General features: G+C 42.6%; 11 protein-coding genes. 8 read left to right on the top strand and 3 right to left on the bottom strand.

The genetic code is table 11. The annotated features are described in order from the left end of the window. Positions 1–36: 36 nt before the first annotated feature. Positions 37–1,599 (top strand): outer membrane protein assembly factor BamB family protein, encoded by a 1,563-nt coding sequence (locus ACTB00_RS03005; protein WP_463298468.1) that lies wholly within the window; start codon positions 37–39, stop codon positions 1,597–1,599. Between the two features lie 192 nt (positions 1,600–1,791). On the opposite strand, the gene ACTB00_RS03000 is transcribed toward ACTB00_RS03005, so the two are convergent. Next, on the bottom strand, positions 1,792–3,324 hold the full coding sequence (locus ACTB00_RS03000) for a Fic family protein (protein WP_463298467.1): 1,533 nt from the start codon (positions 3,322–3,324) through the stop codon (positions 1,792–1,794). Between the two features lie 485 nt (positions 3,325–3,809). Here ACTB00_RS03000 and ACTB00_RS02995 point away from each other — a divergent pair, with 485 nt between their 5' ends. The 3 genes from ACTB00_RS02995 to ACTB00_RS02985 all read left to right on the top strand — a co-directional run bounded on the left by ACTB00_RS02995 (position 3,810) and on the right by ACTB00_RS02985 (position 6,291). Continuing rightward, positions 3,810–4,847, top strand: a complete 1,038-nt coding sequence (locus tag ACTB00_RS02995) for an ArdC family protein (protein WP_463298466.1) — start codon at positions 3,810–3,812, stop codon at positions 4,845–4,847. Between the two features lie 56 nt (positions 4,848–4,903). Further along, positions 4,904–5,611, top strand: coding sequence for an N-6 DNA methylase (locus tag ACTB00_RS02990; RefSeq protein ID WP_463298465.1), 708 nt, complete (start codon positions 4,904–4,906; stop codon positions 5,609–5,611). A 215-nt stretch (positions 5,612–5,826) separates the two neighbouring features. Continuing rightward, a complete protein-coding gene (locus ACTB00_RS02985; RefSeq protein ID WP_463298464.1) occupies positions 5,827–6,291 on the top strand; it encodes a hypothetical protein in 465 nt (154 codons plus the stop codon). 257 nt (positions 6,292–6,548) lie between these two features. Here the strand turns inward: ACTB00_RS02985 and ACTB00_RS02980 are convergent, their stop codons facing one another. Next, complete coding sequence (locus tag ACTB00_RS02980) at positions 6,549–7,133, bottom strand: nucleotidyl transferase AbiEii/AbiGii toxin family protein (RefSeq protein ID WP_463298463.1); 585 nt, start codon at positions 7,131–7,133, stop codon at positions 6,549–6,551. A gap of 184 nt (positions 7,134–7,317) precedes the next feature. Between ACTB00_RS02980 and ACTB00_RS02975 the strand changes: the two genes are divergently transcribed. From ACTB00_RS02975 to ACTB00_RS02965, 3 genes are read left to right on the top strand one after another with little or no spacing between them, the layout of a single operon-like run. Further along, complete coding sequence (locus tag ACTB00_RS02975) at positions 7,318–8,550, top strand: site-specific integrase (protein WP_463298462.1); 1,233 nt, start codon at positions 7,318–7,320, stop codon at positions 8,548–8,550. After that, a complete protein-coding gene (locus tag ACTB00_RS02970; RefSeq protein ID WP_463298461.1) occupies positions 8,543–9,529 on the top strand; it encodes a tyrosine-type recombinase/integrase in 987 nt (328 codons plus the stop codon). The genes ACTB00_RS02975 and ACTB00_RS02970 overlap by 8 nt, the downstream gene beginning before the upstream one ends. A 9-nt stretch (positions 9,530–9,538) precedes the next feature. Beyond that, the gene (locus tag ACTB00_RS02965; protein ID WP_463298460.1) at positions 9,539–10,570 is read left to right on the top strand and encodes a tyrosine-type recombinase/integrase; all 1,032 of its coding nucleotides are present in this window, start codon (positions 9,539–9,541) and stop codon (positions 10,568–10,570) included. Positions 10,571–10,863: 293 nt separating this feature from the next. Here the strand turns inward: ACTB00_RS02965 and ACTB00_RS02960 are convergent, their stop codons facing one another. Beyond that, positions 10,864–11,481 carry a type IV toxin-antitoxin system AbiEi family antitoxin domain-containing protein gene (locus ACTB00_RS02960; protein WP_463298459.1) on the bottom strand — a complete coding sequence of 206 codons (618 nt, stop codon included), beginning with the start codon at positions 11,479–11,481 and terminating at the stop codon, positions 10,864–10,866. Positions 11,482–12,099: 618 nt separating this feature from the next. Between ACTB00_RS02960 and ACTB00_RS02955 the strand changes: the two genes are divergently transcribed. Next, positions 12,100–13,116 (top strand): phage integrase SAM-like domain-containing protein (locus ACTB00_RS02955; RefSeq protein WP_463298458.1); only part of this gene is annotated, 1,017 nt, incomplete at its 3' end.

Genomic DNA, 13,116 nt, shown 5'->3' with positions numbered 1-13,116 from the left:
GATATTAACTTTTATCACCCGAAGATTTGACAAAAAATGAAAATTTCTATCCTTGTTCTACTCATTGTCGTTTCAATCAGTTCGTATTGCCAAAAAACTGAATTGACCATCCTGGCCAACCAGAAGGTTTTGGGCAAAAACCTTGTTGGGGGAACCGATATCACGGGAACCGAATTCATCTTCCCGGACAGGATCCAAGAAACATACCTTGACACAACATCAGGATTTTCGACTGTACAATTGCGAGGCACAAGCAAAAACGGGAAATGGCTTGATAATAAAGGTAATATTCTTGTTTATGACCTTTATTCCAAAGATTTAAAATGGAGCAAAAAAATCAATTACCAGACCAGCAGTGTTCAGCAGTTCAGTAATACGGTTATTCTCACTGTTGCCAATAAAAGCACCTGCCTGGATATCAATACCGGTGAGGAACTATGGGAGGTCAGAAATGACATTTATTTTGTTGATCCAATATCAAATACCGGTATTGGTTACAAATACAGGATCGGTGATCAACTTTCTGATAAGTTGGAAGGCATTAATTTAAAAACAGGTGACGTTCTCTGGAAAAGGGAGCTCAGCCGGGAATATGCCTGGAACAACGTCTTTTATTTGAATGACACCACACTTCTTGCTGTTGCAGCAGGCTTACATACCATTCACTTAAAGGACGGTTCCGGCTGGGACTACAATACTGTTACCGGGGACAAGGACTATTCTGTTACAAATACAGCCAATGCACTTGGTGCCGTAGCAGGTGTTCTCACCGGGACTTTCGTTATCTCTACCGGATATAACCTGGTCAGGGATTTAGTCTCAAATGTACTTGCTGACAGTACTGATTTATATTTCGCATCAAAGGAAAAACTTGCCGGGGTTGATAAAAATACAGGAGAAGTTGTCTGGTCATTTCCATTTCCCCAAAACCTGCCAAGTAAATCGGTCATCTTTGCCAATGACAGCGTGATCTACATGATCAACAGGGGATATGCTTTTATGGGATACAGACAGCTGAATTATGGCAAACCTTTCCTTGCTGCTTTTAACAAGGATACAGGAAAACAAAGCTTCTTTTCAATCATAGATGTGAAAGACGATCCAATCCTTGGCTTTCAGCAGGTGGATGATGTTTTTTACCTGGTTTTCAAAAACCGGGTTGCCAAATACTCATCAAAAAATGGAAATTTGATCCAGAACAAAGAATTTCCGGAGGATGAATTTGGGGGACTAAAGTATTTTACCGGAGGACATGTGTATTCGCAGGACGGCCAGGGTGAATTTTCCAGCCTTTCAGATACAACAAAGAAATATGTCTATACAGGGAATGGGAAAACCTTGGTAATTGATGATCAATTAAATGTAACCGCCACAATAGAAAAGGCATTATGGCTGCATTCCCTCAATTTTGAAGGATACAAATTTATTACAAATGATACAACAACCTTTGTATTGGATAGCATAGATAAAAAAATTGCAGAAATAGAAGTAGGCTCAAATGCTTTTATCCTTGGAAATACCTTTTATAACAGGAAGGAGGCGAGTTTTACAGCAATTGACCTGGAAAAATTTATAATGGGACCATTGGAAAAGAAATAAATGGGGAAAAGAAAGTCAAATACGGGTATAGACCCAAAACCAGTACTGATAGCCGGGGAATTTTTTTACTTCCGTTAACCATTTACATACTCTACAGGATATCGATATCTGGAAACTGGAACCTTCTTTATTTTGACGAGAATATCAGTACCCTGAGTACCCAAATCCCAATATTTTTAAAGTGATTGTGATTTACTTCAAGCCTGATTCAACCAAATTCCCCAGAAAAGTTGCAAAGTCACGAATATCGCCGTCAACGCTGGCACGTTCCAGTGCGGCCATATAGGCATCCCTTTGCTCCACCGGAATAACCGTCCATGAATACCCACCCGAAGCCAACATGGTATTAAACAGAAAACGCCCGATGCGTCCGTTACCATCCATATACGGGTGGATATAGACAAAGATAAAATGCCCCAGCACTGCCCGGACACCTGCATGGTCTTCATTGCGTAACAATTCAAACAGTGCGGGAATGGCATCGCGCACTGCTTCGGGATTGAGCGGCGTATGCATCGAGCCTTTGATATAGACCTGATTGTTTCTGTATCCGGCAAGGTCGGCGGGTTTCAATAATCCGGCTACAACACTGGGCGCAAACAATTCCCGGTACCAGTCTCCATGATCTGTATCGGCCACCTCTCCTGCATTTTCCCCTGTAAGGATTTTCCTGATGCTTTCTTTTACGGCTTGGAATGCTTGATAATACCCGCGGGCGGCCATGGCATTACGTGCCTCTCTGTCTGATTTGTCACCATCAGGATTCCAGTTTCCACCTCTGACCCGTTCTATGAGTTCGGGCGTTACCCGATACCCTTCAATGGATAATGAATGATAGGCATCTTCGACATAATGTTCTTCGACCTCTCTCATATAGGCCTGAATATCCGTGGGTAATTCTTTGGGCTTTGGAAAGTTATTAATCACTTCGCCCCGCATCTGGTGCCACATTAGCTTTATTCGGCTGACATACGGCGAATTTTCCCGAATTCCAAGAATATTTTCCGGTAGTTTTTCAGCAAACGGGTCGTCCTCCCGAATGTCATATCCGGCTGATTTCATCGTTTTAAGAATTGTATCGGCTATTCGGGTATTTCCGATATTCCGGAAAGCCCCTGCCAACCGTCCGGCAATAACACTATGCCCACCGTTCAACAGTTTTGATAATAAAGACGATGCGTCCCTGACCATTGCAAGACAGGCTCTTGCATCTATCGCATGACGGGTAAAAAAGTCGGCATTAACGGCAACCAATGCGCTTTCCAAAGAAAATACATTTAACCCTTCCAAAACGAGAATATCGTTTTTGTTGGGCAATGATGCACGTATATCCAAAATGGAGGTATTGTGAATAAGCTGTGTGACTTTGTTTCTGGCTTTGGGAGAACGGACTAAAAGCTGTGATGGAACGGTTTTGTTCCCGACTATAAGCAGTAAGGACTGATCCGGGGAAAGACACCAGTTCTCATCAAACCTGGATGTAAGATAAACCTGTGCAAAGTTCCAAAAAGATGTGTACCATGAAGTTGTATCGCCGTTTGGAGCATCGGGCCTTGTTGCGATAAACCATCCTTTCATCACCTCTTCAATAAATCCATTTGCAAGAAGCCTTTCCTTGTGGGTTCGGGACAGTTCTTCCGCCTTGATAACGGCGAGACCATTCTCATTTTGCAGTTTTTGTAAAACTTCAAGCGATTGTGCCAGTTTTTCTGATGGTGTTGCCATAATCTTCTTCCTTTTGATTTAAATCTGTATTTCCTTTAGCTTATACTGCCGTACTAATGTTAGCTTATTCTGCTGTGTTATATTTAGCTTATTTTGTCGGTCAATATTTAGCTTATTTTGCAAATATACAAATACTGATTTGATTATGAAGGAGACTTCGTATTTTACCTGAACTTAACGGGGAGAACCAAACATTGGGAAAATCAATGATACGGCATTGATTAGTTTAAGTTTATCAACCAGTTCGTTCACTGGTTTCATATCGTCTTCATTCACCCTATTTTTAATTCGCTATAAAGTCCTTAATCTTTTCAATAGGTTTCTTTTACACTCAAATTTCCGACAAAGTTATTTCGCTTCCCGGAACGGTAAAGGGGCGGTTGCTTTTCGTGGCAACCGTCCTTCGGATGCGTTCAGTTTTTTGCCTTGTTCATTGTCATTAAACAGGTTGATTCAGTGAACAAAAAGGTTGGCAAAAAACTGACATGCACCCCGTTGACCTGATCCGGGACAGCTCAATGTGGCACGCCAAAAATTTAAGTTTAACGGCGTGCCAGATAAGTCCGGCTATTGACGGATGCCAAAAAAAGACTGCAGGGCAGCAGCAATTTCCTATGAATTCTTCATTCGACATTTATGAAATGGTTAACAGCCTGATTATCGAACGCCTTGAAAAAGGTGTCATTCCGTGGCAGATGCCCTGGAAAACTGAAACCGGTTTGCCTCAAAACATGGTTTACAAAAAGGTTTACCGGGGGTTCAATTTTTGGTTCCTGCTTACCGTGGCCGATAAGTTCGGCAGTCCATTTTTTCTCACTTTCAACCAGGTCAAAGAACTGGGCGGGCATGTCCTGAAAGGAGAAAAAGGTTTTCCCGTGGTATTCTGGAAAATCCTGGAAAAGGAAGAAAAAGACGGCAGTATCGACCAGGTACCGTTTCTCCGGTATTACACAGTTTTCAACCTGAAACAGGCCGAAGGGATCGATGAAAACAAAATCCCGTCCACAGAAGCTTACGATCACGATTTTGACCCGATTGCCCGTGCCGAGCAGTTGATCGAGTGCTGGTCTGATTGTCCTGAAATCAGGTTGAACCAATCCCATGCCTTTTATTTACCGTCAGAGGACTATATCGGGATGCCCAATCCACGGACCTTTTTTCAGGATGAACAGTTCTATTTAACATTATATCATGAATGTGTCCATGGGTGCGGGCATACCAGCCGGACAGGAAGACATGAAAAGTTGCTAAACCACAAGTCCGGTTCCCGGGATGTTGAGGAACTCGTAGCCGAAATGGGGGCAGCTTACCTGTGTTACATGACCGGTATCCAGAATGCCACGATTGACAACAGTGCCGCATACATTAAAAGCTGGATTGGAAAATTCAAGGAAGACAAGAAAATGCTTTTAACAGCTTCATCGATGGCACAAAAAGCAGTGGATTACATCCTGGACCATCAGGTTAGCCCAAACCGGCCGACAAGTACAAAGCAGGCCAGGAAATTGGCGGGGGCAGTTTAGCCTTCGCCTTTTTTATCTCAAAAATTCACACTCAATCATGATTAAACATCCAAAAGATGGAACAGTTAAAAAGTTTTTCCCAGTATATCCTTCAAATCGGGTACAAATATGGTTTGCATTCCGTTTATGAAGACTTCCTTGAAATGGTTGTTTGCGCTTTATCGTTGGGTACAAAAGAAGGCCGGTACCATGAAATCGTCCGAAACTATGAAAAGTCGGACGCCTACCTGATGGCAGAAGCTTTTGGTGCATTGGTACAAGAGATGGACAATAATGGTGAAGGTTTGAAAGACGTGTTCGGTGACTTTTATATGGAGTACATCAGTCATGGGCATAATGGACAATTCTTTACCCCGGAACCAGTATGCGAAATGATGGCAAGAATATTAAACCCGGCAGGTTTTGGAGAGCGGGTGGCTGACTGTTGTTGCGGTTCTGGCCGGATGTTATTGGCAGCGGCAAAAATTAGCGGGGATTCGTTATTTTTCGGGGCAGACGTTGACCGGACCTGCGCGATGATGTGCGTGATTAACCTCTGCCTGAACGGACTTTTGGGCGAAGTTTGCTGGTTGGACACCCTGATGAACCGTTTTTATACGGGTTGGCGAATAGAACTTCACCCTGAAAAAGGGGTTCCTTATATCCGGGAGATTACAGAAGCGGAAAGTTACCTGATATTGAAACTGCCTGAAAAGAAGCAGGAAACCATTGTCAAACAGGTACCGAAAGCGGGAATATCCCAGCAGTTACTATTTGAATTTTAGGGGCAGAAGAAAGCCCCTTTTTTGTTCGTTTCCGTGTTTTGAAAGGTAAAACCACTCCATTTAAAATCCCAGCAAAGTTATTTGCGCTTCACGGAACGGTAAAGGGGAACTCGCTTTTCGTGGCTCGTTTCCTTCGGATGCGTTCAGTTTTTTGCCCTGTTCATTTTAAATGAACAGGTTGATCCAGTGAACAAGCAGGTTGGCAAAAAACAGACATGCACCCCGTTGACCTCATCCGTGCAGCTCAATATCCGGTCCGCCGAAATTTTAACCGGCGTGCCAGATGCCATAAAAAAGCCACAGGGCAGTGGAAAACAATTATGAGTAATACAGTTAAAAAGGCCACTACTGAGAGTAATGGACAAAGCAAGGCTTCTTTGGAAGTAGTGAAAAAAGAAGAGAAAGCAGTTTCTGAAGTTCCATCATTGGAAAAACGCATCCAGAAAGTGGAAGATTTGGGCATGCTCGTCGAAAGGTGGCGCAAGCTGACGGAAACCCGCCGTAACCTTCAGACCTTTTCATTGGGTGCCGATGGAATGGGGGCAACGATTTTCCTACGGGACGCTTCCGGAAAGGAGTTCAAAACCTCCAATACCCCGGTTGTGTCAGCCGTGATGGAGGAGATCAAAACCACACTGGATGGAAAGATCAAAGAGGTTGAAGACCAGATCAAGTTCTAAAAAATGGGAGGCAAAGCCTCCTTTTTTTGGTCGTTCAATATGATTTTGTCGATTTCAACCGACATTTTTAACTCCCTTTTGTTGGATGTAATCGACAAAACCTATTGTTTTCGTTTGCGAAGTATTACGTTCTTCGTAATGAATTGCAAATCAAATATAAATACCACAAAAATTTTGAGTTAGGTTTTGTGGAACGAAAGGCCCCATTTTTTAGGCCTTTTAATTCTTCAACCGATCAGAAAAAATCTATAGTTGATTTATTTCATATCCTGAAAGAATTCTTTAATTGACAGGATACGTTCACTGTTTCTTTTATTGAACAACAGATGCTCAAAGTCCTTCTTTTTGATGTTTAGATCAACAACTTTTAGTATCTCAACTACTGCCGTCTTCAATTCTTCCAGATTGTTGATGCCCTGCATCTTGGCAAGAAAGGGGTAATCCGGTTTGGTTTGGGCAAGCAGGAACATTACATCGTAGAAATCACGCCCTTTATGGCGGGTGAGCATAGCTGAGAGTTTCATCGAACACAATACTTCATCCGACGGCACTGGAAATGGGAAGTAAAAACCACATCCCTTGATGTTCACCATTTTTCGTTCATATTGTATTTCCTGGTCCTGGCTCTCAACTTTTATCAAAAATCGCTCTTCCCGGTGACCGGTCAATCCCAGGTCAAACAACAGTTCAGGAAAATGGATGTTACGCCGGAAAGCCTTCAGGCGTTTATTTTCACGGTCCCGGACTTCGGCACGCCATCCGTCCCGTTGCAGGAAGTGCAGGATGCTATCGGTCATTTCAATAAATTCCTCTTTTGAAAGTTCCTTGCAGTCAAAATCCAAATCTTCGGAGTAATTATCACGACTCGTGATAATTTATCTTATCCCAAGTAAATCGTTATCCAAAGTTATTATTCAAAATACTTTGTAAGTATCTATAAACCAATCTTACTTTTGATAATATTATCGTGATAATATTTGCTATTTTCAAATGGATGCAATGTTGCATTCTCTAAAAAGATAGCAAATGAAAACAGAACAAGAAATCAAATCCCTTATCAGGGAATGCGTGGCTTACCTCAGGGAGGAAGGCTACAGTGAGCCACGGATTGCGGATTACCAACGACTGTGGCGTGATGGAATCGAGGAGTATATGAATAAAAACTCCTTTGCAAACTACAATGCTGCCATTGGTGAAGATTTTTTAGGCAGCATTCAAGGAATGAGCGACTCGTATATGCGCACAATCCGTCGTAATGTGCATGTAATTAGCGACTTTCTTTCATACGGCAAGGTCAGAAAAAGGATAATACAATATGTATACCATGAGTTGCCAGGAGAAATAGGTGAAGCTGCATTTGAGTTCTTAAAGTCACAAGCAAAACTTCGACGCAGCAAACTGACAATTGAGAACCATCGTCGCATTTTGAGCTATTTTATAAGCCATTTGGCATTAAAGTCAGTAACCCATGTTTCAGAAATCAGGGATGAAGATGTCCTTTCCTTCATAGCATCCGCCCATAACAGTAAAGACAATTGCCTTTATACTACCCGCATGTTCTGCCGGTTTTTGTATGGGCAAAAATATATAGATAAGAATGTAGAATACGTCATCGGAAGAAACAATTTTCCCAAACGTGAAAAACTGCCTTCGGTATATAGTGCCGATGAGATAAAGCGTATTGAGGATACAGTAGGCCAGTCAAGTGCGGTCGGCAAACGTGACTATGCGATGCTCCTTCTGGCCACGCGGCTCGGCCTCCGTTCTTCGGACATAGCAGGACTGACATTCGGAAACCTGGAATGGGGCCAAAACATCATTTGCCTAACTCAGTCCAAAACAAAAAAAGTGATAGAACTGCCGCTCCTGACCGATGTTGGAGAAGCCATTATCAACTATCTGAAGTATGGCAGACCGGTATCCAGCCTGCAGCAAGTTTTCCTGAGTGCCTGCGCCCCGTACCGACCCGTCAACAGGATGATAATAAATGGAGCGGTAAGCAGGACAATAATATCATCCGGTGTCGACATCACAGGCCGCAAGTTCGGCCCCCACGCTATGCGGCATACACTGGCGAGCCAGTTACTGCGCAACGGGACCTCACTTCCGGTCATATCCGAAACGCTCGGCCACTCCGGTACGCAGGCCACTATGAACTACCTGCGTATAGATATAAACAACCTTATGCGTTGTTCTCTTGATGTACCGCAGGTACCTGCAAGTTTCTATGAGCAGAAAGGGGGGGTGTTTTATGAGTGAACAGCTTGAATACAGAAGTGTGTTTGCACCCTATTTTGACAGCTTCCTGAAGATGAAGGATACCATGGGGTATGGCCTTAATAAGTTCAGGCGGATATTTTTAGAGCTTGACAGGTTCTTCTTGGAAACCGGTGCCGTAGATGCCTACATAACCAGTAAACAAATCGCAGCATGGGGCAAAACCCGCGTAAACGACAAAGCCAGGACACTGTACGACAAATACTCCATACTGTCCCAGTTCTGCCGGTATATGTGCCATCTTGGCCATGAATGTTACATTCCACGGCTGCCCAAGCAAAAAGATATAGACTTCATACCATACATTTTTACACATCAACAGATGGATATGATCTTCCGGGAATGCGACAAGATGGCCGTTTTTAACCGCAACATGAACAGCGCCCTCTTTGCCATACCTGCCCTGGTCCGGTTTCTCTACAGCACCGGGGTTAGAATCGGCGAAGCCTTACCTATCAGAAACATAGATGTCGATTATACGCTTCGCCGGATCATAATAAGGAAAACGAAGAACCAAATGCAGCGGATGGTGCCTATCAACCTTTCATTGGAGAAAGTGTTGAAGCAATACGAAGTTTACAGGGACCGGATGCCAATTAAAAGCCTGGTGGATAAAGAAAGTTTTTTCTTTGTATCGACTATTGGGAAACCACTCACACACAGCACGGTATACAAATGGTTCAGAAAGGTGCTGCGGCAATGCGCCATACCTCATATTGGAAAGAACCAAGGGCCCCGTGTTCATGATATCCGCCACACCAGTGCTGTGCACTCCTTTGAAAAAATGGTAAAAGGTGGGGACGACATTTATTGCGCACTGCCGATACTGTCCACCTTCCTTGGGCACAAGACGATAAAAGGAACGGAGAAATATGTAAGGATGGTGCAGGAAATTTACTCTGACATTGTCGCGATGGAAAATCCGGTCACATCTTTTGTCTTCCCAACAAACCTGAAATAAACATCGACTATGGAAACAGTTACTGACTTTGCAAAATACCTGACAAAGTTCTTCACGGAATATCTTGTCGGGGAAAGGGGAGCCAGCTCCCATACAATAAGATCGTATAGCGATACTTTTACCCTTGTGCTTACTTATATGGATAAAGTCCGGCACATAGCAGCCGACAGACTGACTCTTGCTCATCTTTACAGGGAAACCGTTCTGGACTTCCTTGATTGGCTGCAGAAAGAACGGAAATGTGCCAACTCGACCAGAAACCAGAGGCTGGCCGCCCTGCACTCATTTTTTAAATATATGCAATATGAAGATGCCAAACGCCTTGAACAATGGCAGAATATCCTGTCGATCAAGGTCAAGAGGTCAGAAAAAAGAAGTTCTGTCAATTATCTGACCGTCGAAGGGATCAAGTTCCTGCTGGAACAGATACCTGTGACCACAAAGGAAGGACGGCGAAATCTTGCACTGCTGGCATTGCTTTATGACAGCGGGGCAAGGGTGCATGAACTCATAGACCTTTCCCCTTCCTCCCTGAACCTGGACAAGCCATGTTACGTCACCATTTTTGGCAAGGGGAACAAAAAAAGAATAGTCCCATTACAGAATGAGCAGGTAAAGTTGCTGGTGCCTTATATGAAGGAAAACCGCCTTGACAACCAGGCATATAACCAGCGGCCGTTGTTTGCCAACAACCGGGGTGAAAAGCTTACAAACTCAGGTGTGGCGTATATCCTAAACCTTTATGCAAATAATGCACGGATACTCAAGCCTGAACTTATACCCGAGAAAATCAGCCCACATACGTTGCGTCACAGCAAAGCGATGCATCTTTTACAATCCGGGATAAACCTGGTTTATATACGTGATATCCTGGGGCATGTATCAATACAGACTACAGAAATCTATGCAAGAGCCGACTCAAAGCAAAAACGCGAAGCATTGGAAGCTGCGTATACCAATATCATACCAGCCCATGTAAAGGAAGGCACGTGGGAGAAGGATTCGAAACTTAGGGAATGGCTAAAAAACTTTGCAAGATAATCAATATCGTTATCCAAAGCTATTTTAAAAAGCAAAGGAGATAAACTCCTGATTAATAGTCCTGCTTATAAGTACGCTTTGGATAACGATTTACTTAGGATAAGAGAACCGGTCTATCCCCTTGGTAAGGCGGAGGTTCGTGCCGCCTATAAAGACGATTTTCCCTATGTATGGTGTGGCCGAAAGATAATCAAGGATTAGCAATTGAAGGTATTCCTTCAACATATATTTTTGAAATGGGGCATTCTCCCTTAATCCGGTGGGGAAATAATTCTTTATCAGTTCCAGTTGTATCATAGGCCGTATGTCTTGATTAGCAATTTCACCCTGTTCTCAAGGGACCTGTTCCCAAACCTTTCCAAATACTCCCCCAGCACCCCCAGGTTGAGGTCATCTTCTAAAAAATCTTCATCCAAACGTAGGCCATCCAGCTCTTGTTCCGTGTTGTAAAATGGATAGAGGTAAAGCAAATCAAGCAGGGCCTTCTCCGGTTTGGCCAGTTGCAGCGTCCTTCCTTCCTCAATGGGTTTGAGGTCATAGCCAAACATCAAATCCTCTTTTACATTTTTATAGCTGTACTCACCAAAGTCGTTGCTGAAACTTGCCGTCTTCAACGCTGTGACACTTGTTATCTGGATTACTGCCTCGGGGATTATTCCGTAAAATGCCAGGGCAGCATGGAGGCTTACATAGGAAGGACGATAAATACGGTTTGCGAAGTAAAGCACAAAATCGGGTTTCCCCTTATATTCGGGAAATGTATAATATCCCCGGCGAAGGCGGACAATAAGGCCTTTGTCGGTCCAACGTGAAAAGTTGTTCCTGTCGAATCCGGGCTTCCACGCATAAACCTGGTGAATATTAAAACATCCCAGGTCAAACATCCTATTCTTGAATTCCAAATAATTCATCGTCTTGGCTGGAGCAGTTAGAAACTGTTAGGTTGGTTAATATTGCAAAGGTGAATACTCATGAAATAATCAAATATATTTCTGTTATGCAGCAAAATTAATGCATTTTGGAAATAAAACCAAGTGTTATGGTTGCGATATTTATAAATATTTTCTGCATCAATTTGTCTTAACAGGTTCGAATCTTAAATGAGATGATTCCGGACGATCATCTTTTTTTTCAATTCAAGATCATTTTTTTCGAACCAAATTGGATTATTTTGTATATTTGCATGTAACCAACTCATTTCAAATTGATTGAAAACAGGTCAAATTTCAGGTGAGTTAAACGGTGAGTTCTTTCTGGAAGCATTCCGATATCTTTCTGATAATAAAACATTTACAGGACACAAGACGAATCCTGGTATCCCGACAGAGATAAAACACTTAGAGTTAGTGTTTTAGAAGAGATAAGCGAGTTGGCACAGGTTTGTGTCCCTCGCTTTTTTTGTGCCTTTTTGACATTAAAAACGACTATTAGGCATAAATTAGGAGGTATTTTCTTTGAACTATCTTTGAACAACTCTTGCCGAGGTTCCCAAGCTTGTGATTTTGTTGAATTGTTAGACTTACAAAATCATGGCAACTTTTAAACCGATCGTATTCTCAACTGGCCGACATGTCAAACAAGACGGAACCGCAAATATCAAAATAAGGATCTACCACAATAAGGAGTCCCAATACATTTCTACGGCACATTACATAGAACCGCATTACTTCGCAAAAAACGGGGAAGTTTCGGAAGACTATCAGAATGCCGACATGCTCAATTTCGAGCTTGGAGAGACAGTACAGCAATACAGGAAAATTGCTCTCCAACTTGGCGGTATAAGACTACAGAAGATGGCGTGCAAAGAATTGAAAGACTACATCGAAACATTATCGGAGCCAGAATCCGAATTCGTTGACCTAGTCAAGTTTTCAAAGCAATTAATCTCTACCACTTCGAAGAGTAAAACTGCAGAATGGTATGATGTATCTCTCAAGGCATTGACCTGGTATTACAAAAAGGAATCGATTGATGTCATGGATATAAGCTCGAAGAAGCTCACAGCATTTATGAAGCAGCTATCTATATCCGGACCGAAGGGTAAGGGATTGGAACCAGGAGCAATAAACAACTATATCCGAGGGATCAGAGCTCTATTCAATAAATGTAAGCTTGAATACAACGACGATGACTTGAATATCATCCGGATTCCACATGATCCGTTTGCAAAACTCAAGATCCCACAGTATAGGCGAAAGCGTAAAAATATCAGAATTGAAGAAATCAAGGCCATTCGGGATCGTAAATTATCATCTGAACGTGAAAATATTGGCAGAGATGTTTTTATGATGATGTTTTACTTGATGGGAATCAATGTAAATGATTTGTATTTATTGAAGCCGCCAGTAGCCGGGCGGCTTGAATACGAGCGAAGTAAAACGACCACTGACGATAATATCAATAATTTTCTACTGTCAATCAAAATTGAACCTGAGGTAAAAGAGCTCATAGATAAATATTCGGATAATGGATTCTTATCAGTGTTGAAATCACGGTATTCCTGCTCATACAATTTGATGAAAGCAGTAAACAAAGGCCTTGAATCT

This window comes from Sunxiuqinia sp. (genome assembly GCF_055140945.1).
The sequence above is the reverse complement of the archived record's forward strand: the minus strand, read 5'-3'. Positions and strand labels throughout refer to the sequence as shown.

Excerpts from the sequence above, each read along its gene's own strand:
- ACTB00_RS02970 (WP_463298461.1), top strand. The coding sequence starts at position 8,543 with ATGAGTGAACAGCTTGAATACAGAAGTGTGTTTGCACCCTATTTTGAC.
- ACTB00_RS02985 (WP_463298464.1), top strand. The coding sequence starts at position 5,827 with ATGCACCCCGTTGACCTCATCCGTGCAGCTCAATATCCGGTCCGCCGA.
- ACTB00_RS02960 (WP_463298459.1), bottom strand. The coding sequence starts at position 11,481 with ATGAATTATTTGGAATTCAAGAATAGGATGTTTGACCTGGGATGTTTT.
- ACTB00_RS02990 (WP_463298465.1), top strand. The coding sequence starts at position 4,904 with ATGGAACAGTTAAAAAGTTTTTCCCAGTATATCCTTCAAATCGGGTAC.
- ACTB00_RS03000 (WP_463298467.1), bottom strand. The coding sequence starts at position 3,324 with ATGGCAACACCATCAGAAAAACTGGCACAATCGCTTGAAGTTTTACAA.
- ACTB00_RS02965 (WP_463298460.1), top strand. The coding sequence starts at position 9,539 with ATGGAAACAGTTACTGACTTTGCAAAATACCTGACAAAGTTCTTCACG.
- ACTB00_RS03005 (WP_463298468.1), top strand. The coding sequence starts at position 37 with ATGAAAATTTCTATCCTTGTTCTACTCATTGTCGTTTCAATCAGTTCG.
- ACTB00_RS02995 (WP_463298466.1), top strand. The coding sequence starts at position 3,810 with ATGCACCCCGTTGACCTGATCCGGGACAGCTCAATGTGGCACGCCAAA.
- ACTB00_RS02975 (WP_463298462.1), top strand. The coding sequence starts at position 7,318 with ATGAAAACAGAACAAGAAATCAAATCCCTTATCAGGGAATGCGTGGCT.